Origin of the sequence: Micromonospora sp. DT53, assembly GCF_049841535.1 — a bacterium.
Classification (GTDB): Bacteria; Actinomycetota; Actinomycetes; order Mycobacteriales; family Micromonosporaceae; genus Micromonospora.
Map to the genome: position 1 here is coordinate 287,142 of NZ_JBNCKM010000001.1, position 14,233 is coordinate 301,374.

16 protein-coding genes and 1 other RNA gene are annotated in these 14,233 nt (G+C 67.8%); 9 read left to right on the forward strand and 8 right to left on the reverse strand.

The annotated features are described in order from the left end of the window. Positions 1-96 precede the first annotated feature (96 nt). Positions 97-339, forward strand: coding sequence for a DUF3311 domain-containing protein (locus tag ACLQ3B_RS01470; protein WP_124822819.1), 243 nt, complete (start codon positions 97-99; stop codon positions 337-339). Continuing rightward, positions 339-1,991 (forward strand): monocarboxylate uptake permease MctP, encoded by a 1,653-nt coding sequence (gene mctP / locus ACLQ3B_RS01475; RefSeq protein WP_425776643.1) that lies wholly within the window; start codon positions 339-341, stop codon positions 1,989-1,991. The genes ACLQ3B_RS01470 and mctP overlap by 1 nt, the downstream gene beginning before the upstream one ends. A gap of 312 nt (positions 1,992-2,303) precedes the next feature. Here mctP and ACLQ3B_RS01480 read toward each other — a convergent pair whose 3' ends face one another. Further along, positions 2,304-2,765: a MarR family winged helix-turn-helix transcriptional regulator gene (locus tag ACLQ3B_RS01480; protein WP_425776645.1), complete on the reverse strand. Its 462-nt coding sequence runs from the start codon at positions 2,763-2,765 to the stop codon at positions 2,304-2,306. 54 nt (positions 2,766-2,819) lie between these two features. Here ACLQ3B_RS01480 and ACLQ3B_RS01485 point away from each other — a divergent pair, with 54 nt between their 5' ends. Continuing rightward, complete coding sequence (locus ACLQ3B_RS01485; protein WP_425776647.1) at positions 2,820-4,052, forward strand: MFS transporter; 1,233 nt, start codon at positions 2,820-2,822, stop codon at positions 4,050-4,052. 111 nt (positions 4,053-4,163) lie between these two features. Here ACLQ3B_RS01485 and ACLQ3B_RS01490 read toward each other — a convergent pair whose 3' ends face one another. Continuing rightward, on the reverse strand, positions 4,164-4,925 hold the full coding sequence (locus ACLQ3B_RS01490) for a sulfite exporter TauE/SafE family protein (RefSeq protein WP_425776648.1): 762 nt from the start codon (positions 4,923-4,925) through the stop codon (positions 4,164-4,166). A 127-nt stretch (positions 4,926-5,052) separates the two neighbouring features. Between ACLQ3B_RS01490 and rnpB the strand changes: the two genes are divergently transcribed. From rnpB to ACLQ3B_RS01510, 4 genes are all read left to right on the forward strand, one after another. After that, positions 5,053-5,468: RNase P RNA component class A (gene rnpB / locus ACLQ3B_RS01495), an RNA gene on the forward strand. Positions 5,469-5,807: 339 nt separating this feature from the next. Then, a complete protein-coding gene (locus tag ACLQ3B_RS01500) occupies positions 5,808-6,017 on the forward strand; it encodes a hypothetical protein (RefSeq protein WP_425776649.1) in 210 nt (69 codons plus the stop codon). Positions 6,018-6,094: 77 nt separating this feature from the next. Beyond that, positions 6,095-6,511, forward strand: a complete 417-nt coding sequence (locus ACLQ3B_RS01505; RefSeq protein ID WP_425776651.1) for a hypothetical protein — start codon at positions 6,095-6,097, stop codon at positions 6,509-6,511. A gap of 264 nt (positions 6,512-6,775) precedes the next feature. Further along, complete coding sequence (locus ACLQ3B_RS01510) at positions 6,776-7,357, forward strand: AAA family ATPase (RefSeq protein ID WP_425776653.1); 582 nt, start codon at positions 6,776-6,778, stop codon at positions 7,355-7,357. Positions 7,358-7,493: 136 nt separating this feature from the next. Here ACLQ3B_RS01510 and ACLQ3B_RS01515 read toward each other — a convergent pair whose 3' ends face one another. The 4 genes from ACLQ3B_RS01515 to ACLQ3B_RS01530 form a co-directional block, all read right to left on the reverse strand. After that, a complete protein-coding gene (locus tag ACLQ3B_RS01515) occupies positions 7,494-7,715 on the reverse strand; it encodes a hypothetical protein (RefSeq protein ID WP_425776655.1) in 222 nt (73 codons plus the stop codon). Positions 7,716-8,190: 475 nt separating this feature from the next. Then, a complete protein-coding gene (locus tag ACLQ3B_RS01520; protein WP_425776657.1) occupies positions 8,191-8,382 on the reverse strand; it encodes a DUF397 domain-containing protein in 192 nt (63 codons plus the stop codon). Between the two features lie 118 nt (positions 8,383-8,500). Then, positions 8,501-8,692 carry a DUF397 domain-containing protein gene (locus tag ACLQ3B_RS01525; RefSeq protein WP_425776659.1) on the reverse strand — a complete coding sequence of 64 codons (192 nt, stop codon included), beginning with the start codon at positions 8,690-8,692 and terminating at the stop codon, positions 8,501-8,503. Further along, on the reverse strand, positions 8,679-9,485 hold the full coding sequence (locus ACLQ3B_RS01530; protein ID WP_425776661.1) for a helix-turn-helix domain-containing protein: 807 nt from the start codon (positions 9,483-9,485) through the stop codon (positions 8,679-8,681). The genes ACLQ3B_RS01525 and ACLQ3B_RS01530 overlap by 14 nt, the downstream gene beginning before the upstream one ends. A gap of 275 nt (positions 9,486-9,760) precedes the next feature. Here ACLQ3B_RS01530 and ACLQ3B_RS01535 point away from each other — a divergent pair, with 275 nt between their 5' ends. Together ACLQ3B_RS01535 and ACLQ3B_RS01540 are read left to right on the forward strand one after the other, a co-directional pair. After that, positions 9,761-10,027, forward strand: a complete 267-nt coding sequence (locus ACLQ3B_RS01535) for a hypothetical protein (RefSeq protein WP_425777998.1) — start codon at positions 9,761-9,763, stop codon at positions 10,025-10,027. Then, on the forward strand, positions 10,024-10,287 hold the full coding sequence (locus tag ACLQ3B_RS01540) for a hypothetical protein (RefSeq protein ID WP_425776663.1): 264 nt from the start codon (positions 10,024-10,026) through the stop codon (positions 10,285-10,287). Before ACLQ3B_RS01535 ends, ACLQ3B_RS01540 begins: the two co-directional genes overlap by 4 nt. A gap of 61 nt (positions 10,288-10,348) precedes the next feature. Here the strand turns inward: ACLQ3B_RS01540 and ACLQ3B_RS01545 are convergent, their stop codons facing one another. Beyond that, positions 10,349-13,144, reverse strand: coding sequence for a TIM-barrel domain-containing protein (locus ACLQ3B_RS01545; protein ID WP_425776665.1), 2,796 nt, complete (start codon positions 13,142-13,144; stop codon positions 10,349-10,351). A 164-nt stretch (positions 13,145-13,308) separates the two neighbouring features. After that, a complete protein-coding gene (locus tag ACLQ3B_RS01550; protein ID WP_425776667.1) occupies positions 13,309-13,962 on the reverse strand; it encodes a hypothetical protein in 654 nt (217 codons plus the stop codon). Between the last annotated feature and the right edge of the window lie 271 nt (positions 13,963-14,233).

Below are 14,233 nucleotides of genomic sequence, written 5' to 3' on the forward strand. Positions count from 1 at the left end.
GCGCAGCTCCCTCCGGGCGGGCAAGGTGTTCGCCAGCACAGAGTCGTAGCCTCCGGCCGTTACATCGAGAGCCACGACTCCCCGGAGGTGTGTCAGATGGCTGCACCCGAACCGGAGGCGCCCACGACGGCGCCGACCAGGGCGAAGGACCACAGCCCCTGGAACTGGTTGCTCTTCATCCCCATCGTGGTGCCGCTGATCCCGGTCTTCTTCAATGGCGACTCGCCCCGGGTCTTCGGCTTCCCGCGCTTCTACTGGCTGCAACTGGCCTTCATCCTGCTCGGCGTCGGCACCACCACGTTGGTCTACCAGATGACGAAGAAGCGGGGTGATTCCTGATGTGGCGTGACCATCTCACCGAGATCATCGTCTTCTCCCTGTTGTTCCTGCTGGTCAGCGCGATGGGCTTCGTGGCCGCCCGCTGGCGTGCACCGAAGGACATGGCGCACCTGGACGAGTGGGGGCTGGGCGGGCGCAGCTTCGGCGGCTGGATCACCTGGTTCCTGATCGGCGGTGACCTCTACACCGCGTACACCTTCGTGGCGGTGCCGGCATTGGTGTTCGGCGCGGGCGCGATGGGCTTCTTCGCGGTGCCGTACACCATCGTCATCTACCCGCTGGTCTTCCTGGTGCTGGTGCGGCTCTGGTCGGTGTCGCACCGGCACGGCTTCGTCACCCCGGCGGACTTCGTCCGCAGCCGGTTCGACTCGCCGGTGCTGGCGCTGCTCGTCGCGATCACCGGCATCGTCGCCACCATGCCGTACATCGCCTTGCAGCTGGTCGGCATCGAGGCGGTGCTCAAGACGATGGGGGTGACCGGCGAGAGCACGCTGGCCCGACACCTGCCGATCATCATCGCGTTCGCGATCCTGGCGGCGTACACGTACCAGTCGGGGCTGCGCGCGCCCGCGCTTATCGCGTTCGTCAAGGACGCCCTGATCTACGTGGTGATCCTGGTCGCGGTGATCTGGCTACCGCAGAAGCTGGGCGGCTGGGGCAGCATCTTCGACGCCGCCGAGGCGAAGTTCCAGGCCACGGCGCAGAATCCGAACGACGGCATCCTGCTCAACGCCAACAACCAGCTCCAGTACGTCACCCTGGCGCTCGGCTCGGCCCTGGCGCTGTTCCTCTACCCGCACAGCATCACCGGCGTGCTGGCCAGCAAGAACCGGGACGTGATCAAGCGGAACATGTCGGCGCTGCCGGCGTACAGTCTGATCCTCGGATTGATCGCGCTGCTCGGCTACATGGCCATCGCGTCCGGAGTGAAGCCGCTGCCGGGGTCGAAGCCCGGCAGCGCGGACGTGAACACGGTCGTGCCTGTGCTGTTCGACCAGCAGTTCCCGGACTGGTTCGCCGGTGTCGCGTACGCGGCGATCGGCATCGGCGCACTGGTGCCCGCAGCGATCATGTCGATCGCGGCGGCGAACCTGTTCACCCGCAACATCTACAAGGAGTACCTGAAGCGGGACGCCTCCCCGGCCCAGGAGGCGAACGTCTCGAAGATCACCTCGCTGGTGGTCAAGGTCGGCGCGGTGGCCTGCATCGTGTTCCTCGACCCGCAGTTCTCCATCGACCTCCAGCTGATCGGTGGCGTGATCATCCTGCAGACGTTGCCGGCGGTGGCGCTGGGCCTCTACACCCGCTGGTTCCACCGCACCGGCCTCATCGTCGGCTGGGCGGTCGGCATGGGGTTGGGCATGTGGATGCTCTACCAGGTGGCCAGCCCGACGAAGAAGCATTTCGGTGGCTCGGCGTTCCCGCTGTCGGAGTTCGGCTTCGACACCACCCGGACGATCTACGTCGGCATCGTGGCGGTGGCCGTCAACCTGGCCGTCGCGGCGCTGGTGACGCTGGCGGTGCGAGCCGCGAAGGTCGAGGAAGGAGTCGACGGCACCGAGCCGGACGACTACTTCGCCGACGAGGGCGACCCCCGGGTCACCCCGGGCACCGATCGCGACGCCGACTCGGCCCGCGAACCGGTCGCCTGACCCCGGGTACGCCCGGGCGCCGACGTAAGTCGGTGCCCGGGCGTATCTGTGCTCTGCGCCGTTGTCTCGCGCCCGTGCCCTCCCGCGCCCACGTCTTCCACGTCTTCCACGTCTTCCACGTCTTCCACGTCTTCCACGTCTTCCACGTCGATCATGGAGTTGTGGTGCCCGGTTCGTTCTCATTCACGTCGATTGTCCCCCACCATAAGTCCATGATCGACGAGAGAGGCTGGGGTTGGGGCTGAGGGCGGGGCGGGTGGGGCCGGGGTGAGGCTGGGGGCTCGGAGGGCGGGAGGGCGTAAGGGTGGCGGGTTAGCGGGGGCGGTTGCGGTTTATCAGGGCCTGGTTGAGGCGGCCTAGGAGGGCTGCCAGGGTGGAACGGTCCTCGGTGCTCCAGTCGGCAAGCATGTCGCCGTAGAGCCGGGTGCGAGCGGCCTGGACGGCAGCCATCCGCTGGAGGCCGGCCGGGGTGGGGGAGATGACGGTGCCGCGGCCGTCGGACGGGTCCGGGGTGCGGGTGATCAGGCCGTCCCGTTGAAGCGCGGACACCTGCCGGGTGACTGTCGAGCCGTCCAGGTTGAGTCGGGCGGCGAGTGCCGAGACGTTCTGCGGGCCGGCGTCGGCCAGGTGCCGCAGGATGACGTACGCCGCGCGGTCCAGCACCCGGTGCTCGGCGGTGCCGGTGGCCCGCCGGGTGGCCTCGCCGAAGCGCATCAGCAGGGCCACCTCGGTCTCGATCCGGCCGAGGGTGCTCTCGTCATGGTCGTCGCTCATAGCTGTATGATACAGAATAAGTACCTGTACGATACAGCTATCTGAGGAGTCGGAGTGGATCGGCGTTCCGAACCGAACCGCAGTGCCATCTACGCCACCACGCTGGTGGCCTTCCTCGCCATCGCCGGCATCGCCGTCGTCGACCCGATCCTGCCCGCCATCGGCGAGGCGATCGGCGTCACCGCCTGGCAGGTCGAGCTGCTGTTCACCGCGTACATCGCGGTCATGGCCCTGGGGATGATCCCGGCGACGCTGGCCAGCGGCCGGTTCGGCTTCAAGCCGGTGCTCATCACCGGCGTCTCCGTGGTCGGCCTCGCCGCGATCCTCGCCTCGTTCAGCGACAACATCGTGCAGCTGTCCGTGCTGCGCGGCGTCTGGGGGTTGGGCAACGCGATGTTCTTCGCCACCGCCATGGTGGTGCTCGTCAACCTGGCCGTCGACCGAGAATGGGTGGTGGGTCTCTTCGAGACCGCCCTGGGGCTCGGCTTCGCCGTCGGACCACTGATCGGTGGCCTGCTCGGCGAGGTGAGCTGGCGGCTGCCGTTCTTCGTCTGCGGCGTCTTCATGGTCCTCGCCCTGGGCGTGGCGTCCCGCAAACTCCGCGAGCCCACCAACCGCCAGGCACCGGTACGCGTCGGCCAGATCCTCGCCACCTACCGCCGGCCGGCGTTCATCGCCCTCTGCGCGGTCACCGCCGCGTACAACTTCGTGTTCTTCGTGGTGCTCGGCTACACGCCGCTCTTCCTCGGCCTGGACGTCATCCCGCTGGGGCTCGCCTTCACCGGCTGGGGGCTCGGCCTGGCCGCCGGCATCATGGTGATCGGTCACCGGCTGGCCCACCGCATCGGCGCGGTACAGACCGTCGGCGTGGCCATCGCCGGGCTGCTGATCTGCATGGTCCTCTTCGCCACCTCCACCAGCACCGCCGAGGCGCTCGTGGTGCTGGTGCTCGCCGGACTCTGCATGGGCCTGGCCAACGCCAACCTCACCGACCTGGCGCTCGGCCTCGGCTCCAGCGATCGGCGCGTCGCCACCGGCGCATTCAACCTGGTCCGCTGGGGCGCCGCCGCGCCGGCACCGATCATCTCCGGCAAGCTCGCCGAGCAGTCGTTGGCGCTGCCGTTCTGGGTCGGCTTCGGGGTGCTCGCCGTCGGTGTGCTCGTCTACTTGGCCTTCGCGCACCTGATGGCCGCCGGTTACGGCGAGCGGGTGCTCTGGTCCCGCTGGAACCGTGCCGCCGCGGAGACCGAACACACCGCCGAGGAACCGGTAGGCGAGGCCTACTGACCACGGCCCCCTGCTCCCAAGATCCGCGCAGTTTCGGGGAAACTGCTGCCTCGCCGTTGGTTGAGGCAGCACTTTCCCTGAAGTTGCGCGGATCTTGGCCTCGGGCGCCCGTCAGTTCAGGGCGCGCCAGAGCAGGTAGAGGCCGATCGTCGTACCGAACACCACGATCACCGTCTTGAGCACCACCGGCGGCAGCCGGCGGACGAGCCGGGCGCCCGCGTACCCCCCAATCAGGGTGGCGGGCGCGACCACCGCGACCGCCGCCCAGTTCAAGGGGCCGAACAGGGCGAACACCACGAGCGTCGTGAACCCCACCACCGCCGACAGCAGATTCTTGATCGCGCTCACCCGGGCCAGGGTCGCGTCCAGCACCAGGGCCAGCCCGGCCACCAGCATCACCCCGAGCGCCGCACCGAAGTAACCGCCGTACACCGCACCGAGGGCGACCATCGTCTGCACCGCCACCGTCCGCCTGCGTGGCGACAGGTCCTGGGGGTGACCGACCAGCCGGCGCAGCGGATCCTGGAACGCCAGGACCGCTGTCGCGCCGAGGACCAGAAACGGTACGACCAGCTCGAACGCGCGGGCCGGAGTGGCGAGCAGCAGCAACGCACCGAGAATCGTGCCCGCGATGGTGGTGGGCACCAGCGTGGCCAGCGCGCGGGGACGCGGCAGGTCCTGCCGGCTGCCCGCCACGCTGGCCAGGTACCCGGGGAAGACGGCGACGGAGTTGCTGACGTTCGCCGGCACCGGGGGCAACCCGATCGCGATCATCGCCGGGAAGGTGATCAGCGAACCACCACCGGCCACCGCGTTGACAGTGCCAGCGGCGAGACCGGCGGCGAGCAGCAGCGCGGCGTGGGAGAGATCCATAGCCCCACGAGGCTAGCCGTTGCCCTACGGCACGCATTCGCCGGATCGTTCTTGAGCTGCGCGATCTTGCGCGGGCGGGGCGGCAATACCGGCAGCACGCTCGTCGTTAGGATGAGAGCGCGACGGACGAGTCGACCGGGCGGCCGCGTCGGCGGGCTTCGGCCCGCCGCCGAGGAACGTCCGGACTCCACAGGGCAGGGTGGTTGTTAACGGCAACCCGGGGCGACCCGCGGGAAAGTGCCACAGAAAACAGACCGCCGACCCCAACGGGGACGGTAAGGGTGAAACGGTGGGGTAAGAGCCCACCAGCACCCCGGGTGACCGGGGTGGCTCGGTAAACCCCACCCGGAGCAAGGCCAAGCAAGGGCCGTCACCGCAAGATGACGACCCGGCGCAGACGCTTGAGGGCTGCCCGCCCGATGTCTGCGGGTAGGCCGCTGGAGCCTGCCGGCAACGGCAGGCCGAGATGGATGGCCGCCGCCGGCGCAAACCCCTCGGGGTACGCGCCGCGCACAGAATCCGGCGTACAGGTCGACTCGTCCGTCGCCCACCAGCTCAGAGCCGTGATCAAGGCTCTGAGCTGGTTCTATGTTCGGGTGTCGATGGTCTTTCATGGTCAACATTGGGCGGCGTTTGACGCCCTGACGACGCCCTGACGCCCTGGAGACGCCCTGAGCGCTGGCTCAGTTGGCCTCGCTTCGGGTTGCCCATGCTGCTCCATCGTGGGCCTTTACGGGGTCGGCGCGTGAGGGCTCCGGGCAGGAGCCGGCGGCTGCGGGGGAGGGTCGGGTACGTCCTGGCCGTGGAGCTGGGTGCCGCGACGGGATGAGCCAGCGGCAAGCCGTGCGGGTGGAACGGCGGGTCAGCTGCCGCGGAGCCCTCGTGATCGCCGGTCAACGCATCCACGTCGGCAACGCCCACGCCGGAGCAACCCTCACCGTCGAAGCCGCCGACACCACCTTCCGCGTCCACGACGGCGACCAACTCCTCCTCGAAGTCCCTCGCACCACCACCAAGGCCATCGCCAGGTTCAAGGTCCGCAAATCGGAACCTCCACGGCGTGGAAGCGCCGGCCGGAGCACAGAGATTTGATTCGCGGGACACCCCGTCTCAGAGGGCCTGAGTAGCGTCTATGCAACCCGCACCTCCATGCCAGAGAGAAGCCGCAGATGGAACTACCGCTCAGGCGAGTCGAGCGCACCGAGGCGCCGGTCATGTTCGTGGCCGCCAAGGACGGGTCCGACGAGATCGGGCCAGCCTGGGACCACCTGGAGACCCTGCTCGGGTCACTACGCGGACGCAAATTCCTCGGCGTGTTCGACGACTCGGGCATCTACCGCTGCTGCGTCCAGGTCCGATCTGGCGACGACCCTCACCAACTCGGCCTCCAATCAGGCGTCGTTCCAGGAGGCCAATACCTGAGCGCGACCGTGCGAGGTCCCCAACCCGCCGCCTACGCCCTGCTCACCCCGACCTTCGAACAGTTGCGTCGCTCGGCAGACCGAGACGACACTCGCCCCAGCATCGAGTACTACCGCCGCCACGACCGGATCGACCTGCTGATGCCCATACGAGGCAGAGCCTGAATCGACCGGCCGCTACGGCCGACCCCTGTCCACTGCCCAACTGATGACCGTCTAGCCGGACGTGTCACCCACGTCCCGAGACCGATCTGTCACGCAGGTACTGAGACCCGACATCGCCGGCAGCCGACTGCGTCCTCCGTCGGCTGATGTGCGACACGCGTCCGCCAGGTGATCTGCGACGCCTCGGCGGGGCGGCCGCCGGGCGGTCGTCACCGGGTAGGCTCTCGACACTTCGACCCCATGGTCCGTTCGGAGGTTCCAGTTGTGGCCGACGACCACCTGCCAGCAGATATGACCAGCAATGGGATCGTCGTTTTCTCAGGCCCTCCGTGCTCGGGTAAAAGCACGGTCGTCAAGGCGATGGTCTCTCAGCCCGGACGGAGGCACTTGGAGGTCGACGCTCTGTTCGACCTTCTCTTCCCTGCGTCCGACAGGAACCGCGACGACCGCATGGGGGCCTACGACGGCGCGCATCTTCTGGCTCGGATGCTCGTCGATCGGGGACAGACTGTGTTCCTTGAATGCACCTATGCGCGTCGTGATCAGCGTGGCAGCTTGCTGAAAGCGTTAGCCGGCTCCCCTGCGCCGCTATGGATCGTTGAGTTCTTCGTGGCTTCTGACGACGCAGTGACCAGGTTCCGAGCGCGGCGTCAGGCCACGGATCTCGACGAGGATCTCGTCCGCGAACGCGCCGACGCCTTCCCCTACTCCGACCAAGCTCTCCGCGTGGAGTCGTCCTTCGGAACACCGCAGGAACAGGCTGGGCGCATCCTCACTTGGCTGCAGCAGGGCCCTCAGCCAGTAGATCGGAACGCGTGGGCGCAAGCCGGGCGAGATTGGGCCTGACAGAACCCCGACATCGACGGAGCTGCGCGCCTCCAAGCGCACTCATGGCCTACAGAGTATTGAATTCTCCGACCGGCATTCGAAATCCTGACGAGCGAACCATTCCCTTGCAGGCAGACAGAAGCAGAGCTAGTCGCTAGCCCTTGGGGAACATGCGTGCCTGGGCCTCGCTCGATGGCATGTCCAGTTCCTTGCGGACTGCGAAGAGGAACGATGTCGTAGCAACTGCGAGGTCTTGGCGGGTCTTGTTGGAAGGCGTTTCCGGATCCCTGTCAGGAACTATCGCATTGAGGATTTCCATAGCGGCAATCCCAACTTTCTGGCTGGCCAAAATAACGAGTTCATAGTAGGCGTGCATTAGTACCGGATCGATGGTCGACCCTGGCCGACCTCCGTGCCGCATCTGTTCGGCCCAGACTGCACGGAGGAACGCGGCATATGTGGTCCGTCGCTCAGCATCCCACCGGCGCTCATTCTCTCTCGATCTCTTCTTTCGCTCTATGTAAAGTGTCACGGTTTGCGCTAGCAGCACTCCGAAGAAAGCGAAAAAGCCAGAGACGAGAGGAATGCCCCACCAAGGTGCTGACGAGTTCATCCTGCGGAGGTAAATCGCGTTGGCCAGGAGTGCTGCCCCTCGACGTGCATCGTGTCCGCTAACCCCAACGGGGAGACGAGGTCGGTTGGTGGCGGGAGTTGGGGCGGATCTCCTCGTCGGGCAGCCGTAGACCTTCCAGGCTTCCCGGACAGGGGCAAGGTGATCCGGGGTGCCACAACATCAGGCTGGACAGGCCCCGGCGTCGGGGACGGGCGCTTTCAGGTGGCTGGGCGTCGGGTTACAGCCGCTCGGAAACCCGGGCAAGGAACACCGCCCAGGCTGCTGGGGTGAAGGTCAATGTAGGTCCGTCAGCATTCTTCGAATCACGCACGGCCACGATATTGGGCATGTTGCTCGCCACCTCGACGCAGTTGCCGCCGCTCGCGCCGCTGCGGGTGGACTTGCGCCACCGGGCGTTACTGAGGTCCATGATGGCTCTCAACTTCCTTGGCAGGTCGATGGACTGCCGGCGAGGTAGAGCCTCGTTCCGGAGGCTGGCGAATTCGGCGCTTCGGGCCGCCCCATGGCTTCCGCCCGACTGGCGTCGGTCACCGCCGCGCGGCGACCTGAGCGACGAACGACCGCCAAGCTGCGGGACCGAAGGTCAGGGCCGGGCCGGCAGGGTCCTTGCTGTCCCGGACGCCGACGACGCCGGGCAGGTTGTCAGCTACCTCGACGCAGTTGCCTCCGGACGATCCGCTGCGCCGGGACTTGCGCCAGGTGGCGTTAGTGAGGTCCATGATGGCTGTGCACTTCCTTCATCAGCTCGTTGGACTGTCGGCGCGGGAGTGCTTCGTTCCTCACGTTCTCCCACCTCGTTTGAAGAGTATGTAGCCCATCTTCGTTGTCGACCACGATCCCGCCCAGCTGATTTTCGAGGTGCCCGACCCAGGCCCCGTCACCGGCCCGCGCCAGCGCGAACGGCCCGGACAACCCGATGTGGAGGCCGGCACCCGCCGGGATCACGTGGACGTGCACGTGGGGCAACTCGGCGACGGTGATGAGGTGGGCGACCTGCTCGGCCATGATGCCGGCGTATTCGTCGCCCGCGCGGCGGAGCGTGGATTCATCCAGCACGGCCACCACCTGCGGCGGACTGTCACCGGTGAGGATCTTGTGTCGGCTCATGCGGGCGCTAACCTGCTGGTCGACCTCGGTGGCGGACATGAGGTCGTTCAAGCGCATCACGACGCGGGCGTAGTTCTCGGTCTGGAGTAGGCCCGGGATCAGTAGTGGCTCGAAGAGACGAAGCTGCCGGGCGCCGCGCTCGGCATCCAGCCACGGCAGGAACCACGACGGTGCGCCGAGTTTCACCACCAGGCGTCCGAACAACCCGTCGTTGTTGAAGGCGCGGTCCGCTCCCCGGATGAAGTCCATAGTCAGCGCTCGGGTGCCACTCTCTACGGCGCTGACGTGTGAGGCGCTGAAGCCGGCTGCCCGACCGAACGACTCTTGCGTCATCCCGGACGCTCCACGAGCGCGGCGGATCTCGCTCACGATGAAGTCCGCGAGAGGGCTCGGCACGTCAGCCATTCAAGGCTCCTCAAATCGGAGATCGACTACCCGAGGTGTCCCACGTCTGGAGCCTGTTCTGCCAGCTCCGGCCCCGACACCTGGAACACCTTCCGAGCGTAATGGTCTCCACAGCAGAGTGTCACCAGGCGGCGCGGCTGGCAGGCCCACGAGATCCGACGGTCGCGTTCGTAGCGGGGCCGCTCCCGGCGGGCGAGCACTCACGGGAGTGGCCCCTTCCCAACGGCCCCAAGGGGGAGACCGTGCCCGACGACAAGCCCGAGACGATCGGGAAGATGAAGGCCGGTGACGTGATCCTCTTGACCACCGCGGCGAGCGTGCAGTTCCTGCGCCCGATCTTCGTGCGCGTCATCCGCGAGTTGCCCGAGCGGCACACGTACGACGGGTGGGTCTGGATTGAGGGTTACCAGCTGAACGCGGCGGGCGACGCGGTGGCGCGGCGCGAGTTGTTCGTGATGCGTGCGGGCGTGCGGTTGGAAGCCCTGCCCGTCAAACCGACCAGCAAAGCCAAACGCCGGCGGCGTCCGGTGCGGGTCGGATGATCGCCCGCCCTCGCCCGCACCTGCCGATGCGCCCGGCGTGGCTGTGCCGAAACTGTGCCGCGCCCTGGCCGTGCGGCCCGGCGCAGCTCGCCCTCATAACCGAGTTCTACGGTCATTCGATCGCGCTGGCGTTCTACCTGGCCGCGTCGATGCAGGAGGCGATCGACGACGTGTACGGCCTGGGGCTGCGCCCAGACCTGGCCGCCATGCACGCCAGGTTCCTCGGCTGGTTGTCCCTGGCCCGCCGGTCAAACCGATAGCCGGTAGACGAACCGGCCGGGTGGGTTGCCCCACCCGGCCGGTGTCCAGAACCCTGGACCGTCAGTGCTTCTTGAACACCGGCATGGTGTCCAGCGTGGTGGTGATGTTCTGCGTGGTGCCGCCCCGGTACGTCTTCCCGGTGAAGATGTCGGTCCAGCTGTTGCCCGGCGGGAACCACACCGAGGCGGTGGCGGTGTTGCCTGGCGTCGTCACGGGTGCCACCAGGTAGTCCGGGCCGTAGAGGTACTGGGAACCGGCGGTGGCGTAGGCGGCCTGCTCATTTGGGTACGCCAGGTACATCGAGCGGACGATCGGCGTACCCGTGCGGGTGGCCTCCTTGGCGGCGGCGTAGGTGTACGGCAGCAGCTTCTCCCGCAGGTTCAGGAACTTCTTGGCCGACGCGTTCGCCGCCGGGCCGTACTGCCAGGGCAGCCGGTCGCTGTGGTTGGAGTGCAGCCGGTCGATCGGTTGGAACGTGCCGAACTGCACCCACCGGGCGTAGAGGTCGTCGGGCAGCTTGGTGCTGCCTGGTTCGGTGCCCGGCTCTTGGAGGCCGCCGGTGTGCCCGCCGATGTCGTGGCTGACCGCGGCCAGCCCGGTCGCGGCCGACTCGCCGGGCGTGTAGCCGACCTCCATCTGCAGAGTCGACCAGTCGGAGGTGGTGTCGCCGGTGAAGTGCAGGGTGGTGCGCTTGTCGGCCCACGGGCCGGTCGACACCGGGGTCGGGCTGCTGTAGCCGCCGGCCTGCAACGAGCCGTACGCCCGGGAGAAGGCGAAGCCGGTCTTGTCGGCGTACTGCTTGTTGATCCACGCGTCAGCGGTCACCCCGGCGAGGGAGGACTTGGTGTTGTCGCAGCACCAGTCCAGCCACCAGAGGTCCGGGCCCTTGCTGCCCTTCGGGATCATCCCGTCGTGGAGCTGCATGTACGCCTTGAGCTGGTCCGGGTCGCCGAAGTCGAACGCGTAGCAGTCGGCGCCGCCGTTGCAGCCGACGCGCTGGAGCTTGCCCTTCGCGGTGGCCTGCGCCTGCGCGAACTTCGGGTCCGAGCCGAGGATGCTCGGGTGGATGTTGAGGCCGGTGTGCAGGCCCTGCTTCTTGGCCCAGTCGAAGAACGCCTTCGGGTCGGGGATCCGGGTGGGGTCGATGCTCCAGCCGTTCCACTTGTCCGGCGCCTTGACGTCGGTGTCGAGGACGAGCACGTCCAGTGGCACACCCTCGGTCTTGGCCCGGGTCACCAGGTTCTGGAACTCGGTGGCGGTGCGGTCGTAGTACTCGGAGTACCACACCCCGTACGCCCACTTGGGCAGCAGCTTCGTGGGCCCGGTCAGGGTCGACAGGTCCTTCAGGGCACGGGTGAAGTCCTGCCCGTACGCGAAGACGTAGCCGTCCTGCTCGGCGGCGGGCCGGGGCTTGGTGGTGCTCAGGGCCGAGGCCGAGTCGTCGAGCAGGTACCAACCGTCCTGGTAGAGCAGGCCCGGGGCGGTGAGCGCGGAACCTGTCACGCCGTCCAGGCCCCGGCGGTAGCCGCCGAGCGGCGCGTGCGGGGCGAGCAGCGGGGAGCCCTTGCTCGTGACGGCGACCGTGTCGACGTTGACGTTGCAGCTGGCGTCCGTGGGGCAGCCCAGCGTCACGGTGTTGGTGCCGCGGTTGAGGTGGACCGGGACGGAGACGGTGTTCCAGTAGTCCCACCCGCTGGTCGGCGGGAGGGTCGCCGTGACAGGTGGCGCGGTTCCGGCCGTGACCGACATGGTGCGCGTCTGGCTCGGCTGGGCACCGGCCTGACCGTTGGCGTAGCGGATCTGCACCCGGTAGTCACCTGCCGACGGAACATCGGTCACGGTGAGCGCGTCGGCCGAGGTGGTGCTCTCCAGGCCGGCCAGGAATCCCGTACCGGAAGCGCCGTTGTGGTCGTTCGCGGGCCTCGCGCCGCCGGTCAGCGCGCCGGTCTCGGCCTCTCCCAGCGTGCCGAACCGTATCGGCTGCGGCTGGGGTGTGGCCGGGGCCGGGAACTCGGCACCCGGGTTGACCACCGCGAGACTGTCGACGTTCACGTTGCCGGAGTCGTTGGGACCCCGTACGACGCTGATCTCGTGTCGGCCGGCGGCGAGGTCGACCGGCACGTTGGCCAGCCTCCAGGTGTCCCAGTTCGCGGTCGGCGGCAGCGTCAGCGTGTGGCCGGCATCCCCGTCGACCTGAACGGTCAGAGTGCGGTCCACGTTCTGACCGTCGCCGCCGGTGCTGTTGGCGTAGCGGACGGTGAGCTGTTTCGTTCCGCCGTTTGGCGCGTCGAGCGCGAACCTGACCGAGTCGCCGGACGCGGAGAAACCGGCCGCGAACCCGCGTCCGGTGAATCCCTGGTGGTCGGTGGCCACGCCGGGACCGTTCAGCTGCAGCGACTCGGCCTCGCAGAGCGCGCCGAACGCGCAGGCCGGGGCGGTGTGACCGGCCCACGGTTGGCCCTGCACGGTCTGCTTGCCGGCCTTGAGCTGCACGGTGAGGTTGTCGGCGGTGAACGCGCCCGAGCCGACCCGATAACGCAACGTCATCTCGCCGGTGTCGATGGTGAGCCAGCCGTGCTCGACGTGCTTGGTGAAACGCGTACGGGGGAAATCATCGCGCCCGATGGCGTTGAACGTGGCGGCGTCGGTGAACCTGCCGTCCTTCTGGTACTCGGTGCGGATCAGGGTCGGGGACAGCACCTCGAACCGTGCGTCGCCCGACCGTACGGCTCCGTCTTGCGCCCGGTGGTGGCTGGCCTGGGCCGGCGCGGACGGGGCGAGTGCCAGCCCCGTGATGAGGATGCCGGTCGCGGCGGCCGCTGTCGCGCGGCGGCGCTGTGAGTTCCGATAGAGCAAGATGCGCTCCTCGTCTCATATGGAGGAAATGAGTCGATGACAACGCTGTCACTCACCGGAAACGCATGTCAACGGGCCTCGGAGGGTGTCCCTTCTCTCTTTCGCCGCGGTTATCACCCAGGTCCCGAAGGCAGAACCTCACGGGAGCATGAAGCGGGAACGCCCTACTCGGTTCCCTGCGGAACTCTTGCGGCGCTGCGAACGCCCTCGATCTGCGGCAGCAGCGCACACCACAGGGCGGCTTCGTCCCGGAGGCTGACGCCTCGCTCCTCCCCGGTCCGCTCCAGCCCTCCCGCTCGCGGCTCCTCGGCGAGGCGCGACGCCAGTTCCCGGCACATCTGAGTCAGCGCCCCCCGGGTGCCGTCCAGCCAGCTCCGCGCGGCGGATACCGCCCGCAGGTCGCCGCCCTCGCCGGCCCGCACCCGCTTGTTCTCCCTCAGTGCGCTGGCGAAGGTATCGCGGTAACGCTGGAAATAAACCTCCGGCGAGCCGCCGAGAGATGCGGTGAAGTGGCGGAACACCAGCTCCGGGTCGCGCACCGGGTCCCCGGCGCACTCGCCGAAGTAGTGCATTGCCGCGATGCAGGCAATCATCCGCCGAAAGACGGTCTCGCCCACTCCGAGCGCCCGCACAGCGGCGACGTCCAGGGACTCCACCAGCACAGACGCCCACTCGTCTGCGTCCACCCGCCCCGATTCCGCGCCCACCAGCGCGGACTGACCGACCGAGATTACCGTTGACCACCAATGCGGGTCGTCGGGAAGGTCGCCCCGCCGGATCAGATCCCGCATCTCCGCGGCCGAGTCGATCCGGTGCACCTCGCCGAATGTTGGCACGGTCATTGGTCGGGACCCAACTGCCTCAGCCAGTCGCCGTCCCGCCAAGAGCTCAGGAACGCGTCAGTGCCTGCTTCACGGAACGCCCCCATGCCGAGCTCTGAAAGTCCGCCGGTGGGCCGGAAGTAGCCACTCAAGTCGTTGACCTCCGGGGCAGTTGTGCACCAGGAACGGCGTGCCGCCTGCGACTAGTAGTAGGTGCGCGAACTGGCAACATTGAGACGCTGGCGCCGTCACCGGACCGTACTCCTGC

What these genes read in the sequence shown, in the direction of transcription:
- ACLQ3B_RS01540 (WP_425776663.1), top strand. Translation starts at nt 10,024, where the DNA reads ATGATCGCCCGCCCTCGCCCGCACCTGCCGATGCGCCCGGCGTGGCTG.
- ACLQ3B_RS01480 (WP_425776645.1), bottom strand. Translation starts at nt 2,765, where the DNA reads ATGAGCGACGACCATGACGAGAGCACCCTCGGCCGGATCGAGACCGAG.
- mctP (WP_425776643.1), top strand. Translation starts at nt 339, where the DNA reads ATGTGGCGTGACCATCTCACCGAGATCATCGTCTTCTCCCTGTTGTTC.
- ACLQ3B_RS01530 (WP_425776661.1), bottom strand. Translation starts at nt 9,485, where the DNA reads ATGGCTGACGTGCCGAGCCCTCTCGCGGACTTCATCGTGAGCGAGATC.
- ACLQ3B_RS01490 (WP_425776648.1), bottom strand. Translation starts at nt 4,925, where the DNA reads ATGGATCTCTCCCACGCCGCGCTGCTGCTCGCCGCCGGTCTCGCCGCT.
- ACLQ3B_RS01520 (WP_425776657.1), bottom strand. Translation starts at nt 8,382, where the DNA reads ATGGACCTCAGTAACGCCCGGTGGCGCAAGTCCACCCGCAGCGGCGCG.
- ACLQ3B_RS01515 (WP_425776655.1), bottom strand. Translation starts at nt 7,715, where the DNA reads ATGCACGCCTACTATGAACTCGTTATTTTGGCCAGCCAGAAAGTTGGG.
- ACLQ3B_RS01470 (WP_124822819.1), top strand. Translation starts at nt 97, where the DNA reads ATGGCTGCACCCGAACCGGAGGCGCCCACGACGGCGCCGACCAGGGCG.
- ACLQ3B_RS01525 (WP_425776659.1), bottom strand. Translation starts at nt 8,692, where the DNA reads ATGGACCTCACTAACGCCACCTGGCGCAAGTCCCGGCGCAGCGGATCG.
- ACLQ3B_RS01535 (WP_425777998.1), top strand. Translation starts at nt 9,761, where the DNA reads ATGAAGGCCGGTGACGTGATCCTCTTGACCACCGCGGCGAGCGTGCAG.
- ACLQ3B_RS01505 (WP_425776651.1), top strand. Translation starts at nt 6,095, where the DNA reads ATGGAACTACCGCTCAGGCGAGTCGAGCGCACCGAGGCGCCGGTCATG.